The following is a 17,251-nucleotide window of genomic DNA, read 5'->3' as shown; positions in this document are numbered from 1 at the left end:
CGCGACTTGTTGTGGTGACGTCATTGCAAAGCAATGACGCCAGACAGACTAGCGTGGTAACAAGGCAAGCACATCCGTCAACAAGCTGCTGGCTCCAATACGCATCCCCTGTTTTATGGCAGTTTTGCCGGTAATTTCCTCGTACATATTAACTAATTGCAGTGCTTGTTCCACCGATTTCACCCCGCCCGAAGCTTTAAAACCCACCGGGCGATTTGTTGCTGCAATACTGGTTAGAATAATCCGCGCCGCTTCCAAGGTGCAGCCAACCGGTACTTTACCGGTTGAGGTTTTCACAAAATCAGCACCACTGACGATCACCAGTTCGCTGGCCTTAGCCACTTGCTGCGCGGTCAACAGCTCGCCCGATTCAATAATAATCTTCAAACAGATATTGGGTGTCGCTTGCCTAACCGCTGCCAGGAACTGTGCCACGCCCTGCTCGTCACCTGCCATGAGCTGCTGATAAGGTAACACGCAATCTATTTCAGTAGCACCGGCGGCAATGGCATGGCTAATGTCATTTAATACTTCAGCTAAAGGCTGAGTGCCGCCTGGAAAGTTGACGACTGTGGCTAAATCCGCGCCCGGGAGATGCTGAGTAATATAAGCCTTGGTCTGAGTTAAAAAAGCCGGATAAACACAAAGCGCTGCAACCGGCGTCGGCAACTGTGGAATCGCGTCCAGCCATTTAGCAACATCTGAACCGGAATCCGTTTCTGTTAAACGGGTTAAATCTAATAATTTTAAAAGCTGTAATAATTTTAATGGGTTAGTCATGGTAAGGCACTCTGTCTGAGCTTATCTTAAATCGCGAACATAACTTCTATTCTGTGTTAACCGGCTGATTAAACCAGAAGTGCCTCCGGAAACCAAAAAAATTTAAAAATATTGCGTTACGTCGGGAATCTTTTTCAAAGTGATTAGTCTGAATAATTGAAGTAAAGCTGGTGAACATCTCTCCTTAGATCGATGTCCTTTAGATGCCGACCCCCAGGGTCGGCTTTTTTTATGCCAATAACTCGTGTTGATGCTTGTTGAGCCAGGCTTTAGCCGCCTGATAATCCGGCTCAAAAGCCTGTACCAGCTGCCAGAAAGCAGCAGAATGGTTCATGTGTCGCAAATGTGCCAGTTCATGTACCACGACATAACGCGCTACCCACAATGGGGCTTGCATCAAGCGGCAGTTAAACCCCAGTTCACCACTTTGCTTACAGTATCCCCAGCGACTGCGCCAATCACCAATAATGATAGCCTTTGGCTGCAGCTGCATCTTAGCTGCATAATCTGTAACAAGTTGCCCAAACACCTGCTCTGCCTCAGTCGTCAGATACTCACGCCACAGCTTCTGCAAATAGAACGGATAACGCTTTTTTGAGATCCGCTCTGCCAAATACAGCGTTACAGCCTGCTCTGTTCGTGCTAAACCACTTTTTTTTGCCAGGGACCACTGATACGCCAGGGCTTTACCGCCCAACAGCACTGTTGGACGCGTCAACCAGCAAATGGGTGCTGCCTCCGGCTGTACCGCCAGCGTTTTATAAACCCAATCTTGCTTCTGCTGCAACCAGCTCTGTAGCCATTGGCGACAAATTGACTTCGGTGCACGAACAATAACCGCACCATTACGAATCAGCAATTGTACAGTACGGCGCTTATTGCTTAGCTGCAGTTGGTAAGCGAAATCAGGCATGGCCCAACCCAGAAATTATCAGTGTTTTATGGCGGCCGCCAACAATTTCGCTACCGCGCCAGCCCATGTTATCATCTGTTGCAACTCGCAATGCAATCGCTGGAATAAATGGAATCAGAATGAAGATCATCTCTTTTAATATTAATGGGATCCGTGCCCGCCTTCATCAACTTCAGGCATTAATCGATAAGCATCAGCCTGACATTATCGGCTTGCAGGAGATAAAAGTACAGGACAGCGAATTTCCGTTGACTGAAGTACAAGCAATGGGCTATCACGTCTATCACTTTGGCCAGAAAGGCCACTATGGCGTCGCAATCCTGAGTAAACTACCGGCATTAACCATGCAGTACGGTTTCCCAGGCGATGCAGAAGATGCACAGCGGCGAATGCTGATAGGTCAATTTAGTTTGGCAGACGATAAAACCCTGACCGTACTTAATGGCTATTTTCCACAGGGCGAAAATCGCAATCACGAAATCAAATTTCCGGCAAAAACCCGGTTTTATGCCGACTTGCAGCGCTATCTGGAACAATATCATAACAGCGCTACAGACTATCTGGCGGTGATTGGTGATATCAATATTTCCCCACTTGATCTGGATATTGGTATCGGTGAGGCAAATGCAAAACGCTGGCTGCGTGAGGGAAAAACCTCTTTCCTGCCAGAAGAGCGCGCTTGGCTACAACAGCTAAAGGATTGGGGACTAATCGATACTTTCCGGGCGTTACATCCGGAGCAAGGCGCGCAATATAGCTGGTTTGATTACCGCTCAAAAGGCTTTGATGATAACCGAGGTCTGAGAATTGATGTGGTGATGGCCACGCCGCCGCTGGCAGCCTTATGTGTTGAATCAGGTATCGACTACGAGATCCGCGGCCTGGAGAGGCCATCTGATCATGCGCCGGTCTGGTCCGTGTTCAAACCCTAGTCGCTTTGGCGCCGCTTAAAACCAGCGGCGCATGACTGTCTTATCCAACTGTTGATAAGCAAGTTGTAACAAACGAGCCAAATCAAAGTAGTTTTTAGGGGCGGCGGGTATACCCTGAGATTGACTATGCTGTTGTATTTGCTCACGAATCTCATTGCCCCAATTGATTAAGGCAGGCGGCAACGCACTATTAGCTCGAACACCAAGCCAGTACCAACCTTGCAGTGGCATCGAAACTAAAAGTAGCATCATAGCCAGGATCTGCCCCAAAAAATCAGGTCCCAGCAGTTTAAGTTGGGCCACTGCCGTTAGCACGGCTAATACTGGAAGATAACGAGCCCCCTGCTTGGTCAGGTAAATGACCTTATTCTCCGGGAAAATCGCATTCAGTTCAGTTTTCGTCGGCCATACACGACTGTATTGCCAACCTGTTGTTAAGGTTGAAAATAACGAAAAACGCATAACCAACTCCCCCTAAAACTGTGTGATGACAGCAATTACACCACTCCAACTTTAGCATAAATTCACGCTAAAAGAACGGATTGAACTGCGTTAAACAACCAGCAAAACGCAAAATGTTTACATTTATTAAGCATTTGAATGCGAAGCTTTTATTAGCTCAACACTAATTTTTAAGTACTTTTACAGTTTTATGGCAAGCAACCAAACTAACAAAATTCATGCCACTAATAATAATTCAATATAATCAGTCTACTAAAAAGATAGCCCACTGTTACCAACAATGTTATCCACAGATTCTGTGGACAACAAATCCCGCATTAATCCTATAAAAGCTGGTTCGTTACCAAAACTTAGCTATAAAAAATACGAGTTTTAGCTGTCTTTCTCAGTTAACCTGCTATTTAGGTTATTTTCGCTAAGTCGATACCTTGTCAGTTCAAGCGGCAGACCAACAGTGATAACTAAAAATGCTGCAGCTACAAGGTCTTTACGTTATTATCTGGTCAATGGTTTTACGGAGTTGGGCAAGATGCATTCTGTGATAAATTGGCAACAAGACTGGCGCAAAGTAAGCGGAGTGCCGGTAAAGAGCCCAGTTACCGGGCAACTTTTTCCGGTGACACAACATCCGGAGCCCCTCTATCAACAAGATTTACTGCCTGCTGCCGTTTGCGTACGACTTGAACACGGTTTGATCCTGGCCCCTTTTGCCTGCCAGCTGCAGACAACATTAGCGGCTGATCGCCGCTTGCACTTTCTACACCAATCTGGCACCAAACTATGTCTGGAACTTTCACCCAAACTAGGAAAGCTAAATGGTCGAGGCTTACATTGGCTGGCAGCAAAAGAACAAATGCTTGCAACGGGCACACCGGTATTACAATTGGATCTGGCTTTCCTGCAGCTGGAACTGGATCTCGAGGAACTATACTGCCTGCTCTACCTTGACAGCCCGGTGCGAATTGATGCGCTATACTGCCGGCAATCACGACTAGCCGCCGGGCAAGACCCACTTTTTATAATGCAACTGAAGAAACCACTATCATGATGCTATATGGTATTAAGAACTGTGACACCATCAAAAAAGCCCGTCGTTATCTGGAGCATGCCGGAGTTGACTATCAATTTCACGATTACCGCCAAGATGGCTTGGACCCAACACTACTTGCCGAATTTGCAGCTAAGTTGGGCTGGCAACAACTATTAAATACCCGCGGTACCACCTGGCGCGCGCTAAGTAAAGCGGATAAGACTGACCTGAACGAGCAAAAAGCATTAAGTCTGATGTTGGCTCAGCCGGCACTGATCAAAAGACCGGTATTAGTTAACGCTGAGCACTACTTACTCGGGTTTACCGAGCAAAGTTATCAAACCTTTATTAAGCAATCTTAGGGTAGTCGTATGAGTACAGTATTAGACCCCGCCGCAAACCCAACGCTGGCATTGGCAATAGACCTGATGGCCAGACCCTCAGTTACCCCGGAAGATGCCGGCTGTCAAACGGCCATGGCAGAGCGTTTGCAACAAGTTGGCTTTAAGATCGAGATGTTACCTTTCCACGACACCTTAAATATGTGGGCGCGTCGGGGTCAAGGCAAACCACTATTCTGCTTTGCCGGACATACCGATGTAGTTCCTGCTGGCCCGATAGAGCAATGGCATACCCCACCTTTTACCCCAACCATTATCGGCGATACGTTGTTTGGCCGTGGTGCGGCCGATATGAAAGGTAGCTTAGCGGCGATGGTTGTCGCAACAGAGCGTTTTATCGCTGAATATCCGGAGCCGGCCTTTGATCTGGCGTATCTGATTACCAGTGACGAAGAAGGGCCCTTTATTAATGGCACCGTTAAGGTGATCGAAACGCTGGAGGCTCGCCAGGAAAAGATCCGCTGGTGTCTGGTTGGCGAGCCCTCAAGTGGGAAACAGTTGGGAGATGTTATTAAAAATGGCCGCCGAGGCTCACTAACTGGTCATTTAGTGGTGAAAGGCATTCAGGGGCATGTTGCCTATCCACAATTAGCGGATAATCCGGTGCATAAAGCTGCTCCTGCGCTGGCGGCATTAGCCGCTGAGGTTTGGGACCACGGTAATCAATTCTTCCCGGCAACCAGCTTTCAAATTGCCAACATCCATGCCGGCACCGGGGCATCGAATGTGATCCCGGGCGAATTAAAGGTGATGTTTAACTTCCGCTATAGTACCGAAGTGAGCGCTGAAATTTTACAGCAACGGGTCTACGCCATTTTGGATCGCTTTGGTTTGAATTATCAGCTGGACTGGACTTTAAATGGGTTGCCGTTTTTGACCGCCAGCGGTGATTTGGTCGCTGCGACCGTATCTGCAGTTGAGCAGGTGCGCGGCATCACGCCACGCCTGGAAACAACAGGCGGTACCTCAGATGGTCGCTTTATCGCGCCTACCGGTGCTCAGGTGATAGAGCTGGGTCCAATTAACGCGACGATTCACAAAATTAACGAATGTGTGGCGATCGCCGATCTGACCCAACTGACCGAAATCTACCACGCTCTGCTGGTTAACCTGCAACAGCGGCTTGCACATGCTAAGCGTTAAACCCGATGCCAGCTTATTGACTGGTCTGAATCAAAGCCCGATGCAGCAGGTAGAGAATAACCAATGGCTACATCAAGAGGTGATCCCCGCCTATCGCGAGCTGCAGCATGCTGCAGCCAGCGACGGCATTCAGATCCGCCTGGTTTCAGGCTGGCGCAGTTTTCAGCGCCAAGCCACAATCTGGCAAGCGAAATGCAACGGTCTGCGTCCGGTCTATGATCTAACCCAACAACCTGTTGCGATCACTGAACTTAGCGGATTGGCGAAATTGGAAGCGATCTTACTGTATTCGGCACTCCCCGGTGCCAGCCGCCATCATTGGGGAACAGACTGTGATATTTTTGACGCCGCTGCAGTGCCTGCTGACTATCAGGTGCAACTTACCGCGGCCGAATATGCTGCTAACGGCCCGTTTTATCGGCTAAACAACTGGCTGCAACAGCATATGACAAGTTTTGGTTTTTTCCGGCCTTACGCACGTTATCAAGGTGGTATTGCCGCTGAGCCCTGGCATCTGAGTTACCGGCCATTAGCAGAGCCTTGTTTGCAAGCCTTCAGTCCAGAGCTGCTACAACACGTTTTGCTTACACATCCTATTGCCGAGCAACAGCAAGTGCTGGCAGCATTGCCGACGCTATTTTCGAAATTTGTGACAAATATTTGTAAGGAGCAGTGATGAACTGGCCACTTTTCTGGGCATTGGCACTGGCGTTTGGCGTGATCGTTGGCAATATCATGCTAATCAAACACTCGGCGAAAATCAAAATGCCCAGTCTGAAAGACTTATCTGAGCCGTTCCCAAAACAGCCGGGAGACGGCAAAGACAATAAGTCTGGCGCGCAGGCTGAAACAGAGGTTAATCCCCCTGCTGCTCAAAAGCCGAATAGCCCTGAAGAAAACGCTGCAGCTGATCGCGCAGATTAGGCGGGGTGCCCTTGATCACCAGGGTATCGGTTTTCAGATCATAACTCACCCGCTCGCCGAGCAGCTTTTCATCAAAGCTGAGCGATAAGCCACCGCCGGTACCGTTAAACTTTACCAGCTTTTTAAGCTCTTTAACTTCTACCGGGAACTGCTCCGCTACTGCCAGCTGTTGCTCGGCACAATAGTGTAGGAAGCCGTTTTCCTGCTCCGGATCGACCACGGCAGACAGCTCAGCTAACACTACTTCTTGTCCGGCTTTCGCACGCTCTTCACAATAATCAAATACCTGGCGCCTTGCTGCGGTTTTTTCTTCCGGCGCAAATTCTGCCGCCCCCAGATATTCCTCCACCGAAGCTAATACCAGTTGACTGTTTGCTTTGGCATCAGTGCCTTCGGCACAACCCAGAAAATCCAGAAAGAAATCCGCGACCTTACGTCCGGCGCGGCCGCGGATAAAACTGATGTAATGCCCCTGCTCACGGTTTACCGCATATTCGGTCAGATCCAACCGCGCTGCCAGCTGCATCCGGCTGATATCCAAATGGCGGGAAGTTGCCAGCTCCAGCTGCTCAGTTAATTCAAAGTGATCTTTGCTGCCCAGCAGGCAGATCAATAAAAATTCGCTGGCCAGGTAGCGGTAATGTGCCAGCAATAAATAACCGGTCTCCGGCAGTTGATGCTGGGATAACTCCTGCACCAGCGCGTCGGTGGTAGCACGGCTAAACCCCAGATAATCACTGTTGCCGCTCTGCCAGTCAGCCAGCGCCAAAGCCACCTTGGGTGACTTTTCAGTTTCAAAGGCAGCGTAGCCTTTGGCCGGCTTGCCGTTATAAGCCAGGTGAAGCTGCTCGACCAAATTCGCTACGGCACCACTACGCCCAATCAGTGCTTCCCGATAGTGGGCCTGATGCTCACCGCTGTCTGTTAGCGCAATATAATTAATGGCCAGATGCTGCATCTCTACCGACATAAATTTTCCTGTTTATTCTGAATTCTGTTACTATTCTATCTGTTTATGCGTCTTTAATCTGAGTAATCCATGCCGATTGTATCAAAATATTCCAGTAGCCTGATTGAAAAGCTGGTCAATCAACTGCTCGACACCCTGCACCAGCAACACGCCACCACTGAGCTAAGCCTGATGTGTTTGGGTAACGCGGTTAGCCATATTATCAATACCTCTGTGCCGGCAGCGCAACGTGCTGCGGTCGCCAGCAGCTTTAGTCAGGCTCTGACTGACGCCATTCAAAGCGACAAGCATTAAGCCTTATGGTGCTGGAACAAAACCTGTCCTTAGTCAAAAAAGTTAACCGGTTACTAAACTGGGGACACTGGTTTACCTTTTTTAATATTTTGCTGGCACTGCTGATAACCAGCAGTTTCTGGTGGTCGGAGCCCCTGCCGCAAACGGTGTTGGGCAGTGTGTATCTGCTGGTTAACTGGTTAGGACATACCGCATTTCTGTGCTTTATGTTCTTTATTCTGACCATTTTCCCACTGTCGCTAATCTTTCCTTATCAAAAACATGTCCGCGGCCTGGGCGCAACTCTGGCCACTATTGGCATGGTATTGCTGATTTTTGATGCCTATGTCTATAACCAGCTTGGTTATCATCTTGGTAGTGCATCCTTCGACCAAACCCTGGCCTTACTCAGGGCGCAGGTGGTCACCAATTTGCGCAATTTTGTATTGATTGTCACGCTGGTCGGTGCGCTGTTGCTAACGCTGCAGATCTGGTTAAGTAACTTTTGCTGGAAAAAAATCAGCCGCCTCTCCGCCTCCGGTGTCGGTCAACCAGCTTTGGCTCTGTTCTTTGGTAGTTTTATGCTCAGCCATCTGCTGCACATCTACGCCGATGCCCGCTTGAATTTTGATATTACCCGCCAGGATAATGTGCTGCCCTTCTCCTATCCGGCCACAGCGAAAAGCTTACTGGCCCGTTATCAGTTGGTGGATTTAACCGAACGCGCCAAACGCCAGGCCGATAAGCTGAGCCTGGAACATGCCAATCGCAGCAGTCAGCTGTTAAGCTGCCAGGCCGGCAATACCGAGCCGACCTTATTATTGGTTACGGCCAGCATCACCACGGAACACTTGACCTTATTACAGCAACAAGGCCTGCGCAGCCATGATCAGCATTTCGCCCCGAACAATGCTGCTGAAGCCCTGTTAAACCTGCTGTACGGTCAGTTTAAAGCGACAGCGGATGCCGCCGGCGCACTGCAGACGATGCCAGCCTGGCTCAACAGCGTTAATACCTCTGATGTGCAAGTGGTTAACCGCACGCCAGAGCTGAATTCGTTACTACCCTGGGCCAACACAGCGCTTAGCCCTGCCAGGCTAAATATCGTATTTGATGCGGACTTTTCCCGGCATTGGTCAGAATACCAGCAATTTAGCCGGCTAATCGTCGTGCCGCTACATAGCGAAAATGCCAAGTTTCAGCTGGCGCCGGTTACAGCCTATCTGCGCTGGCCGGCGCTGTTAAGTCAGGCCCGGCAACATGGTAGTCAGCAACTGGACTGGTTACCGACCTTATTGGGCAGTATTGGCTGTGAAACCGAAAACCGCTGGCTGGGCGATAATTTATTTCAGCCGGAAACCCTGCCCAAACTGAATATCAGTCAGCAGGATATTATCAGTATCCGCAAAGATAAGATGATGATCTTGCGCCAGGACGGCAGCTACGGCGTCTGGTCGGCAGGTACCCTGGTGCCGCTTAACGATCCGTTAAATGTGCCAATGCTGGTTGACGCCTTAAAGCGACTCGAAGAATAAGCCGTTACTGTAAGGTGCCAGGTGCCTTAATTCTTGGCCGGCGCCCCGCCAGCTCTAATTCAGCCAAGTGATACAGGTTGGTTAAAGCAATTGGCGGTGGTGGCTCGGCAAAACATTCGATATAAGCCACTTCCGCTTCCTTGGTCAGCTGCTGAAAAATTTGATCATACAGGCTAAAACCGTCGTAGCTAAAAGGCTCATTCAGCTCTGCCACTTTCAGCTCCTGCTGGCGGCGCATAAAATAATTCATCAAAAACTCGTACTGCTTAATATCCAGCAATTGCCGACAATCCACCTTGCCACCTTTTACTCTATTGCGCAAACCTTGCCATTTTACGCTGCCAAAGCACGAAAGATTCATCACATTTTATGATTAACGCAATTTTATTTATTCACTTTAATTAATAATGAGAACCGCTATCATTTACTTAAGCAGATGATTCGGGAGACCCGTTATGATTAAAACCATTACCTTTGCCATTATGCATTTTAGTATTGCCTTTGGTGTAACTTACCTGATCACCGGTGATTTGGTGTTAGGCGGTCTGGTGGCCATTATCGAGCCGGCCGTTAACACCGTGGGCTACTTCTTTCACGAGAAAATCTGGCAGAAGTTTGATCGAAAAAAAGCACCCGCTACGCCGTTATTGACTAAAGGTTTTATCAAGTTATAGCCCTGCTGCTGCGATTATGCAGCAGCAAAGCGTTAAAACCGCTATACTAGCCGCTATTTGATTGTAATAAGGCAAAAATAGCGATGATGTCACTGGGTACCCTTAATACCCTAACCGTAAAGAAACAGGTTAAGTTCGGTTTTTATTTGGATGGCGAAAGCTGGGGCGAAATTTTACTGCCCAACAATGTCGCACCTGCGGGTTTACAGCCAGGTCAGCAACTGAGCGTGTTTCTGTATCTCGACTCCGAAGATCAATTAATCGCCACTACCGAGCGTCCGAAAGTGATGGTGGGCCAGGTTGCCTATTTACCGGTCGTCGCCAGCACTAAAGTCGGTGCTTTTTTAGATTGGGGCCTGAAAAAAGATTTGTTAGTGCCCTTTAGTGAACAGCAAATTCCACTAAAAGTCGGCCAGCACTATCTGGTGTATTGTTATGTTGATGTCAGTAACCGGATTGTCGCCTCAACCAAGCTGGATCGCCATCTGCATAAAACCGCGGCGCCCTATAAAGAGGGGGATAAGGTGGAGGTGATTGTCAGTGAGCAGACCGATCTCGGTTATAAAGCCGTCGTCAATCATCAGCATTTTGGCGTGTTATATAAAAATGAAGTGTTTAAGCCGCTGCGTCGCGGTGACAAGCTGACCGCTTACGTAGTGAAAGTCCGTGATGATGGTAAGCTCGACTTACGGCTGAACAAAGCAACCTTTGAGCAAGCTAACGTGCTGGGTAACCAGATCTTAAAGCAGTTAAGAGCTAACGGCGGTAAACTGGCATTAACCGATAAAAGCGCGCCGGAGCTGATTTATCAGCAGTTTGGTGCCAGCAAGAAAGCCTTCAAACAGGCCATCGGTACCTTATATAAAGAGCGCAAAATTGTGATCACTGAGCAAGGTTTGCTATTAGTGCCGGAACAACCGGCTGCTGACGCCTGACGGTATGCTGCAAACAACAACGCCGGCAAAATGCCGGCGTTGTTGTTTTTTTACAGTGGGTTAAAACACACTGCGGTTCTGTGGCTTACTGAGCACTAAATGCACCGCACTGGTGGCGCGCTCGCGAAAGCCGCCCTCGCAGTAACACAGATAAAAGTGCCACAGCCGGATAAAGTTATCGTCATAACCCAGCTGATGTACCGCATCACGCTGTGCCATAAAATTATCACACCAGTCTTTTAAGGTTCTGGCGTAATCAAAACCAATATCCTGTACCTGACGGATCACCAGATCGGTTTTATTGGCTACAGCACTGGCCATCCGGCTAATTGAGGGTAAACAACCGCCCGGAAAAATATAGCGTTTAATAAAGTCGACCTCACGCACATACTGTTGATAACGGTGATCGACCATCGTAATCGCTTGCAGCACCATAATGCCGTCTGGCTTTAACAGGCTGCTACACTTTTCAAAGTAGTTATCCAGGAAATCATCGCCGACGGCTTCGATCATTTCAATGGAGACTAACTTATCGTAGGTACCGGTTAGTAAACGATAATCTTCAAATAGTAAGGTGATTTTATCCTGCAGGCCAACCTCAGCTATCCGCGCCTTAGTATAATCATATTGTTGCTGTGAAATGGTGGTGGTGGTGACTTTACAACCATAGTGCTGGGCGGCATAGATCGCCATACTGCCCCAACCGGTACCAATTTCAAGCAGGTGATCAGAGGCTTTTAACTGCAAACGTTCACAGATCTGCTGTAACTTATGCTGTTGTGCCTGCTCTAGTGTACTGTCTGCCGTTGGATAGACCGCGCTAGAATACATCATGCTCGGATCCAGAAACAGCTGATACATGGCATTACCCAGATCATAATGGGCAGCAATATTGCGTCTGGACTGTGAAATCGTGTTGCGGTTACGGAAATTCAGCAGCTTAAGCATTGGCCGGCTTAAGCGCGCCCAGGTGGAATCCATCTTATCCAGAACATCAAGGTTACGAGCAAAGATCTGCACCAGTGCAGTTAGGTTATCGCAGCGCCAAAAACCGTGAATATAGGCCTCGCCCCCACCCACTGAACCAGCAAGCACCAGCTTTTGATAAAAAGCCGGATCGGTGACCGTAATACTGGTTTTTAGTTCGGCATCAGCATCACCAAACTGCTGTGCTTCACCGGCTTCTATCACGGTAATGCTGCCATGGCGGAGCTGACTTAAAAAATTCAGGGTAAATTTGCGACACAGCCGGTCAAACCAGCCTAAATTATCAAACACCGCTTTTTCGCTTAGCGATAAACTCATGACTCAGAACCTCGGGATTTAGGGTGGGCATACACCGGAACGCGTTTTATCAAAAGCTTCAATGCCTGCCAGTAGATACGACTCATAATCTGTACGCTTTGCCACGGCTGCCGGATCAGGATGCGCCGGCGTACAGCTTGGGTCAGCGCAAAACGCTGTAATTTAAACCAGGCGCTAAATACCGCCTGCTGCTGCTTTAAATTGGTAATACTGCAAAACAACTGCTCGGTAGGCGCCTCAATTTGCCAGCGATATTCCATATCCAGCGGATTAAAGGGCGAGACATGAAAGGCTTTTTGATGCTGATACTGCTGCTGTTCGCTACTTAGCGTCTGCAGATAATAGTGCCGCTCATTCCACGGCGTATTGGTAACTTCACAGAGCAAATAACGCAACTCACCACTGTCGTTATAGCAGTAGTACAGAGTCAGCGGGCTAAAATAAAGCCCCCAACTGGCCAGTGGTGACAGTAAAAACACCTTGGCGATTGGCTCAATACCACCCAGCAGCTGTACCTTATCGCGTACCGCCTGCGCTAAATCAGCATCACCCGCCAGATAATCGGCACGGCGAAAACTAATAGCGCCAAAACGTTCAGCCTGAATCCCCACCGCGGTTAAGCTGGCAGGGGTCAGTTGGCTGCAGTCCAGCCAGTAAGCAGCATAGGGATAATCAAAACCATGCTGCTTTGGCAAAAAGCGTTTATGACCGACCCGGCCACAATAGACTGCGTGACCGGGCTGCATCAATAGTCCACTCCCAACAGGGCCGCAACGTCAACTGCGCTACGGGCGCCATCTTCATGAAAGCCGTTATACCAGTAGGCACCACAGAAGTAGCTATGCCGCTTACCGTTAATTTGGCTGCGTTGCTGCTGACAAGCCAGGGTCATATGGTTATACACCGGGTGGGCATAGTGATAGATCCCCAAAATCTTATCCTTAGCAATACGTTGGGTATTATTCAGCGTAACACAAAAGGTGACAGGTGCCTGCAAACGCTGCAGAATATTCATATTGTAAGTCAGGGTAGCGCGATCGCTATGCTGGCTGTCCAGATTATAGTTCCATGAGGCCCAGGCGGCTTTACGCACCGGCAACAAAGAGGTGTCGGTATGCAACACCACCTCATTTTCCTGATAGGCAATACCGCCGAGAATTTGCTGCTCCTCGTTACTCGGATCCTGCAACAGCTTTAATGCCTGATCGCTATGGCAAGCAAACACGATTTTGTCATACTGCTCGGTATGACCGTCCGCAAATTGAATGGTCACACCCGTCTCGTCACGGCGCACACCGCTGATCTGCTGATTTAAGCGAATGCTATCAGTGCCCGCCTTTGCCAACAGTGCGTCAACATAGCTTTTAGAGCCGCCTTTAATCACCGCCCACTGTGGCCGCTCATTGACATTCAGCAGACCATGATTGTTGAAGAAGCGCAGGAAAAAGCGCACCGGAAATTTTGGCATTTCGGTCAAACCGGCCGACCAAATCGCCGCGCCCATCGGCATTAAATAGTTATCGCGAATACCTTTACCAAAGCCATGTTTATCCAGAAAGGTACCGAGATCCAAATCCAGATCCGCATGATCTTCAGCAACCAACTGCTTACCAAGCTTGTTAAAGCGCACAATCTCCAGCAGCATTTTCCAGAACGAAGGTCGCAGGATATTTCGCTTCTGCGCAAACAACGAGGCGAAGTTGTTGCCGTTATATTCCAGATTATGTTGGGTATTTTTAACGGAAAAGCTCATCTCAGTAGGCAGCGATGCCACACCGAGTTCGGCAATAAACTTATTAAACACCGGATAGGTCCAGTTATTAAACACAATAAAACCGGTATCGATAGGATAGGTTTTACCCTGGTATTCCACCAGCTTGGTCGCGGTATGGCCACCCAGATAATCATTGGCTTCCAGCAAGGTCACCTGGTATTTTTGCTTCAGTAAATACCAGCTGAGCATACCGGCGATACCGCCACCTATTACTGCTATACGCATAAGATCCCTTATGAAATACTTATCATCAAATTAAGCGACATAAGCTGCGACTATTAGCTCGCAGCGATTTTTTGTTTAACCTGCCGGGTTAACCAGCCCAACAGCGGAATATGCTGATAGACCATTTCGGTCAGATCATAGTAATCGCGGTGATAACAAATCCGCCCATCCTGCCAGGCCAGCTCGGTGCTACCGTGCACCAGAATTTCCTCACCCTTGGCAAAGGCCGGGTGACTAAAGCGCATCTGCCAGCTTAGAAAGCCCCGCTCGCCCTGACACAGGCCGCTTACCGGCGTAAAGCGAGCATAATTTAAGCGCTGATAACCATGAGCCAGATAGTGTTGTAACGCAGAGCGGCTATTAATTTCATGCACCGGATCAATAAACTGTACCTGTTCCACATAATAGTCAGCGATGGCATCCAGACCATTCGCAGACAGACTGTTATAAAAATCTAAAAACGCTTGTAGTTTAGGGTCAAGCATCGACTGCCTCCGCCGCCTTACCTTTTACTGCTGCAAACAGCGCCAGCGTCTGTTTACGGGCCTCATTATGATCAACTATTGGCTTTACGTAGCCTTTGGGGGTGACCAGCCGGTGCGGCCAATGTAAATCCTTGCCAGTTTTCGCCGAGAGCTCTGGCACAAATTGCCGGATAAAGTCACCGTTGGGGTCAAAACGCTCACTTTGGGTAACCGGATTAAAGATCCGGAAATAAGGTGCGGCATCCGTGCCGGTAGACGCGGCCCACTGCCAACCACCATTATTGGCCGCAAAGTCACCATCGAGCAGCTTTGACATAAAATATTGCTCGCCCCAACGCCAATCAATATGTAAATCCTTGACCAGAAAGCTGGCAGTAATCATCCGCAGCCGGTTATGCATCCAGCCGGTTTGATTCAGCTGGCGCATGGCGGCATCCACGATCGGATAACCGGTTTCACCGCGACACCAGGCAGCAAAGCGTGCCTGCTCGTTTGGCCATCGGATCAGATCGGTCTCCGCCTGAAACGCGCGATGTTTAATTAAGTGAGGAAAGGCGACCAGGATATGCTTATAAAAATCGCGCCAAATCAGCTCAGACAGCCAGACCGCCGCGCCGCTTTTCTCCTGCCACATCGCCTCGTTGGCTTCCAGTTGCAGCCGGGCGACACACTGCTGTGCCGATACCCCGCCGATGGCTAAATAAGGTGATAACTGTGAGGTACCGGCAATAGCCGGAAAGTCCCGCTCTTGCTGATAAGCGCTGACCCGCTGCTGACAAAAATTGCGCATCCGCGTCAGGATCTCCGCTTCGCTAACCGGCCAATGGCCTGAGCTCTGATCCGGCGCTTGCATTGGCGGTAACGCCGGTAGCAGCAGTGAGTGCTCTGGCTGCAGCGCTGGCTTCGGATAACACTGAATACCGTCGGACGCCAAACGCTGCAACCAGTTACGTTTAAAGGGGGTAAAGACCTTATAGATCTCGCCTTGCTGGGTGCGGATACTGCCGGGCGGCATAATGCAAAGCCGGTCAAACCAATGTGCGGCGACCCCCTGCTGTGCTAATAAGATGCTAACCTGTTGATCGCGGCGCTGCTCGCGCAGTTCATATTCAACCTGCGCATACAGCGCCTTAACACCAAGTGGCAATAGCGCTGCGATTAATGGCTCGCAGCTGGCATAGTCACTACCCTCCACCGCCAGCAGAGGGATATTCAAAGCCGCCAGCTCTGTTTGCATCGCCTGCACGCGGCGGCGCAGCAGATCCTGACGCAGCGGCGCCATCTGATGCGCGTTCCAGCTTTGTGGTGTGGCGATAAACAGCGCCAGCACAATGCCCTTGTCATGCGCTGCAGCACTGCAGGCGGTATAGAGTGCCTGATTATCATAGACACGCAAATCATGTCTCAGCCAGACCAGATGTACAGGTGTTTGCATCAGGCGCGTAATCCTAATTGTTCCGGATAAGGGGCAAAGTAACTTTGCTGTTGTAAGTATTGGTTTGGATAGCGCCGCAGATGATGCTGTAATAAGGTCACCGGCGCCAACAGTGGTACGAAGCCGCGGCGGTAGCGATCAATCAGTTCGCTTAATTCAGCACGGCTGGCTGGCTCCAGCACTTTCTTAAAAAAGCCCTGTAAATGTTGCAGCACATTGGTATGTTGTTTACGGCTGGCAATTTGCCGCATCGCCTGCATTAACTCCGTCAGATAGCGCAGTTGCAACTCTTGCGGCTGAAATAACTTGGCTTCAGCGACCAGACGCCCCAGCTGCCGGTATGCTTGCGGACTATGCGCCAACAGCTGGAATTTATAGCGGCTGTGAAACGCCACCAACTTACCAATACTAAAGCCATCGCGCATACTTTGCTGGTAGTCATAGCAGGCAAAAACCCGGGCGATAAAATTCTCCTTTAACGCCGGATCCAGCAAGCGGCCATCTTCCTCCACCGGTAACCAGGGATAATGCTGCATCAGCTGCCGGGTATAAAGCCCGACCGCTTGTTTCCCCAGGTTATTACCTTCGGCATCATAAAGTTTTACCCGCTCCATGCCACAGCTTGGTGACTTGGCGCAAACAATATAACCGCTTAAATCTGCCAGCTGCGGCAGCAGCTTAGCGGTGAAGCTCAGCATCTGCTCGGTGTAATCCAGACTATTATCGCGGGTTTGTACTAAACGGATCTGCTGCTCAGCATTATACTGCAGGCGAATTGGCGGTCGCGGCACACTCATGCCAATGGCTTGCTCCGGACACACCGGCACATACTCCACCAGGGGCTTTAACTGCTGCGTACAAAAGGTTGAAGCTTTATGCCCGCCGTCAAAGCGCACTTGCGCGCCCAGCACACAGGCACTGATGCCAATTTTAACTGCCATATTCTTTAACCCATAACTGACTTGTTTTCTTTACAGCACCGTAGTGCAAACGGATCAATCATCTTAAAAAAAAGCAAAAAAAAACGGTAGTTAGTTACCTAACTACCGTCTCTG

21 protein-coding genes are annotated in these 17,251 nt (G+C 49.4%); 10 read left to right on the top strand and 11 right to left on the bottom strand.

Annotated features, from left to right (window positions below; genetic code table 11):
• Nucleotides 1–48 precede the first annotated feature (48 nt).
• Together deoC and AGRI_RS02610 are read right to left on the bottom strand one after the other, a co-directional pair.
• Nucleotides 49–780, bottom strand: coding sequence for a deoxyribose-phosphate aldolase (gene deoC / locus AGRI_RS02615; protein WP_008983458.1), 732 nt, complete (start codon nt 778–780; stop codon nt 49–51).
• A gap of 229 nt (nt 781–1,009) precedes the next feature.
• Nucleotides 1,010–1,693 (bottom strand): M48 family metallopeptidase, encoded by a 684-nt coding sequence (locus AGRI_RS02610; RefSeq protein ID WP_008983457.1) that lies wholly within the window; start codon nt 1,691–1,693, stop codon nt 1,010–1,012.
• A 119-nt stretch (nt 1,694–1,812) separates the two neighbouring features.
• Here AGRI_RS02610 and xthA point away from each other — a divergent pair, with 119 nt between their 5' ends.
• Complete coding sequence (xthA, locus tag AGRI_RS02605; RefSeq protein WP_008983456.1) at nt 1,813–2,625, top strand: exodeoxyribonuclease III; 813 nt, start codon at nt 1,813–1,815, stop codon at nt 2,623–2,625.
• A 15-nt stretch (nt 2,626–2,640) separates the two neighbouring features.
• Here the strand turns inward: xthA and yfbV are convergent, their stop codons facing one another.
• Entirely contained in the window at nt 2,641–3,087 is a 447-nt protein-coding gene (gene yfbV, locus AGRI_RS02600) for a terminus macrodomain insulation protein YfbV (protein WP_008983455.1), read from the bottom strand.
• A 529-nt stretch (nt 3,088–3,616) separates the two neighbouring features.
• Between yfbV and AGRI_RS02595 the strand changes: the two genes are divergently transcribed.
• The 5 genes from AGRI_RS02595 to AGRI_RS16755 are packed head-to-tail and all read left to right on the top strand — an operon-like array spanning nt 3,617 to nt 6,585.
• Entirely contained in the window at nt 3,617–4,135 is a 519-nt protein-coding gene (locus tag AGRI_RS02595; RefSeq protein ID WP_008983454.1) for a PTS glucose transporter subunit IIA, read from the top strand.
• Nucleotides 4,129–4,479, top strand: a complete 351-nt coding sequence (locus tag AGRI_RS02590) for an ArsC family reductase (RefSeq protein WP_040291285.1) — start codon at nt 4,129–4,131, stop codon at nt 4,477–4,479. Before AGRI_RS02595 ends, AGRI_RS02590 begins: the two co-directional genes overlap by 7 nt.
• A 9-nt stretch (nt 4,480–4,488) precedes the next feature.
• On the top strand, nt 4,489–5,661 hold the full coding sequence (gene dapE / locus AGRI_RS02585) for a succinyl-diaminopimelate desuccinylase (protein ID WP_008983452.1): 1,173 nt from the start codon (nt 4,489–4,491) through the stop codon (nt 5,659–5,661).
• A complete protein-coding gene (locus tag AGRI_RS02580; RefSeq protein WP_008983451.1) occupies nt 5,648–6,337 on the top strand; it encodes a M15 family metallopeptidase in 690 nt (229 codons plus the stop codon). Before dapE ends, AGRI_RS02580 begins: the two co-directional genes overlap by 14 nt.
• Nucleotides 6,337–6,585, top strand: coding sequence for a DUF2897 family protein (locus AGRI_RS16755; RefSeq protein WP_083847126.1), 249 nt, complete (start codon nt 6,337–6,339; stop codon nt 6,583–6,585). Before AGRI_RS02580 ends, AGRI_RS16755 begins: the two co-directional genes overlap by 1 nt.
• Here AGRI_RS16755 and yejK read toward each other — a convergent pair.
• Entirely contained in the window at nt 6,518–7,555 is a 1,038-nt protein-coding gene (gene yejK / locus AGRI_RS02575; RefSeq protein ID WP_008983450.1) for a nucleoid-associated protein YejK, read from the bottom strand. The genes AGRI_RS16755 and yejK overlap by 68 nt on opposite strands.
• A 69-nt stretch (nt 7,556–7,624) precedes the next feature.
• Here yejK and AGRI_RS02570 point away from each other — a divergent pair, with 69 nt between their 5' ends.
• Entirely contained in the window at nt 7,625–7,849 is a 225-nt protein-coding gene (locus AGRI_RS02570; protein WP_008983449.1) for a YejL family protein, read from the top strand.
• A 5-nt stretch (nt 7,850–7,854) separates the two neighbouring features.
• The gene (locus tag AGRI_RS02565) at nt 7,855–9,363 is read left to right on the top strand and encodes a DUF3413 domain-containing protein (RefSeq protein ID WP_008983448.1); all 1,509 of its coding nucleotides are present in this window, start codon (nt 7,855–7,857) and stop codon (nt 9,361–9,363) included.
• Nucleotides 9,364–9,367: 4 nt separating this feature from the next.
• Here AGRI_RS02565 and AGRI_RS02560 read toward each other — a convergent pair whose 3' ends face one another.
• Nucleotides 9,368–9,724, bottom strand: coding sequence for a hypothetical protein (locus AGRI_RS02560; RefSeq protein ID WP_008983447.1), 357 nt, complete (start codon nt 9,722–9,724; stop codon nt 9,368–9,370).
• 94 nt (nt 9,725–9,818) lie between these two features.
• On the opposite strand from AGRI_RS02560, the gene AGRI_RS02555 reads away from it, so the two are divergent.
• Entirely contained in the window at nt 9,819–10,037 is a 219-nt protein-coding gene (locus tag AGRI_RS02555; protein ID WP_008610476.1) for a DUF2061 domain-containing protein, read from the top strand.
• Nucleotides 10,038–10,120: 83 nt separating this feature from the next.
• Complete coding sequence (locus tag AGRI_RS02550) at nt 10,121–10,972, top strand: CvfB family protein (protein ID WP_008983446.1); 852 nt, start codon at nt 10,121–10,123, stop codon at nt 10,970–10,972.
• Between the two features lie 60 nt (nt 10,973–11,032).
• Here AGRI_RS02550 and AGRI_RS02545 read toward each other — a convergent pair whose 3' ends face one another.
• The 6 genes from AGRI_RS02545 to AGRI_RS02520 are packed head-to-tail and all read right to left on the bottom strand — an operon-like array spanning nt 11,033 to nt 17,137.
• Entirely contained in the window at nt 11,033–12,277 is a 1,245-nt protein-coding gene (locus AGRI_RS02545; protein WP_008983445.1) for an SAM-dependent methyltransferase, read from the bottom strand.
• Nucleotides 12,274–13,023, bottom strand: a complete 750-nt coding sequence (locus AGRI_RS02540; protein ID WP_008983444.1) for a DUF1365 domain-containing protein — start codon at nt 13,021–13,023, stop codon at nt 12,274–12,276. The genes AGRI_RS02545 and AGRI_RS02540 overlap by 4 nt, the downstream gene beginning before the upstream one ends.
• A complete protein-coding gene (locus AGRI_RS02535) occupies nt 13,023–14,276 on the bottom strand; it encodes an NAD(P)/FAD-dependent oxidoreductase (protein WP_008983443.1) in 1,254 nt (417 codons plus the stop codon). The genes AGRI_RS02540 and AGRI_RS02535 overlap by 1 nt, the downstream gene beginning before the upstream one ends.
• A gap of 53 nt (nt 14,277–14,329) precedes the next feature.
• Nucleotides 14,330–14,761: a nuclear transport factor 2 family protein gene (locus AGRI_RS02530; RefSeq protein WP_008983442.1), complete on the bottom strand. Its 432-nt coding sequence runs from the start codon at nt 14,759–14,761 to the stop codon at nt 14,330–14,332.
• Complete coding sequence (phrB, locus tag AGRI_RS02525) at nt 14,754–16,196, bottom strand: deoxyribodipyrimidine photo-lyase (protein WP_008983441.1); 1,443 nt, start codon at nt 16,194–16,196, stop codon at nt 14,754–14,756. Before phrB ends, AGRI_RS02530 begins: the two co-directional genes overlap by 8 nt.
• The gene (locus tag AGRI_RS02520) at nt 16,196–17,137 is read right to left on the bottom strand and encodes a YbgA family protein (protein WP_008610467.1); all 942 of its coding nucleotides are present in this window, start codon (nt 17,135–17,137) and stop codon (nt 16,196–16,198) included. Before AGRI_RS02520 ends, phrB begins: the two co-directional genes overlap by 1 nt.
• Nucleotides 17,138–17,251 lie beyond the last annotated feature (114 nt).

This window comes from Alishewanella agri BL06 (assembly GCF_000272005.1).
Taxonomy (GTDB): Bacteria; Pseudomonadota; Gammaproteobacteria; order Enterobacterales; family Alteromonadaceae; genus Alishewanella; species Alishewanella agri.
The sequence above is the reverse complement of the archived record's forward strand: the minus strand, read 5'-3'. Positions and strand labels throughout refer to the sequence as shown.

Coding starts and splice junctions, on each gene's coding strand:
- xthA (WP_008983456.1), top strand. CDS start 1,813: ATGAAGATCATCTCTTTTAATATTAATGGGATCCGTGCCCGCCTTCAT.
- yejK (WP_008983450.1), bottom strand. CDS start 7,555: ATGTCGGTAGAGATGCAGCATCTGGCCATTAATTATATTGCGCTAACA.
- AGRI_RS16755 (WP_083847126.1), top strand. CDS start 6,337: ATGAACTGGCCACTTTTCTGGGCATTGGCACTGGCGTTTGGCGTGATC.
- AGRI_RS02530 (WP_008983442.1), bottom strand. CDS start 14,761: ATGCTTGACCCTAAACTACAAGCGTTTTTAGATTTTTATAACAGTCTG.
- AGRI_RS02580 (WP_008983451.1), top strand. CDS start 5,648: ATGCTAAGCGTTAAACCCGATGCCAGCTTATTGACTGGTCTGAATCAA.
- AGRI_RS02520 (WP_008610467.1), bottom strand. CDS start 17,137: ATGGCAGTTAAAATTGGCATCAGTGCCTGTGTGCTGGGCGCGCAAGTG.
- AGRI_RS02540 (WP_008983444.1), bottom strand. CDS start 13,023: ATGCAGCCCGGTCACGCAGTCTATTGTGGCCGGGTCGGTCATAAACGC.
- AGRI_RS02570 (WP_008983449.1), top strand. CDS start 7,625: ATGCCGATTGTATCAAAATATTCCAGTAGCCTGATTGAAAAGCTGGTC.
- AGRI_RS02555 (WP_008610476.1), top strand. CDS start 9,819: ATGATTAAAACCATTACCTTTGCCATTATGCATTTTAGTATTGCCTTT.
- AGRI_RS02545 (WP_008983445.1), bottom strand. CDS start 12,277: ATGAGTTTATCGCTAAGCGAAAAAGCGGTGTTTGATAATTTAGGCTGG.
- AGRI_RS02565 (WP_008983448.1), top strand. CDS start 7,855: ATGGTGCTGGAACAAAACCTGTCCTTAGTCAAAAAAGTTAACCGGTTA.
- AGRI_RS02610 (WP_008983457.1), bottom strand. CDS start 1,693: ATGCCTGATTTCGCTTACCAACTGCAGCTAAGCAATAAGCGCCGTACT.
- dapE (WP_008983452.1), top strand. CDS start 4,489: ATGAGTACAGTATTAGACCCCGCCGCAAACCCAACGCTGGCATTGGCA.
- phrB (WP_008983441.1), bottom strand. CDS start 16,196: ATGCAAACACCTGTACATCTGGTCTGGCTGAGACATGATTTGCGTGTC.
- AGRI_RS02595 (WP_008983454.1), top strand. CDS start 3,617: ATGCATTCTGTGATAAATTGGCAACAAGACTGGCGCAAAGTAAGCGGA.
- AGRI_RS02535 (WP_008983443.1), bottom strand. CDS start 14,276: ATGCGTATAGCAGTAATAGGTGGCGGTATCGCCGGTATGCTCAGCTGG.
- AGRI_RS02550 (WP_008983446.1), top strand. CDS start 10,121: ATGATGTCACTGGGTACCCTTAATACCCTAACCGTAAAGAAACAGGTT.
- AGRI_RS02560 (WP_008983447.1), bottom strand. CDS start 9,724: ATGAATCTTTCGTGCTTTGGCAGCGTAAAATGGCAAGGTTTGCGCAAT.
- yfbV (WP_008983455.1), bottom strand. CDS start 3,087: ATGCGTTTTTCGTTATTTTCAACCTTAACAACAGGTTGGCAATACAGT.
- deoC (WP_008983458.1), bottom strand. CDS start 780: ATGACTAACCCATTAAAATTATTACAGCTTTTAAAATTATTAGATTTA.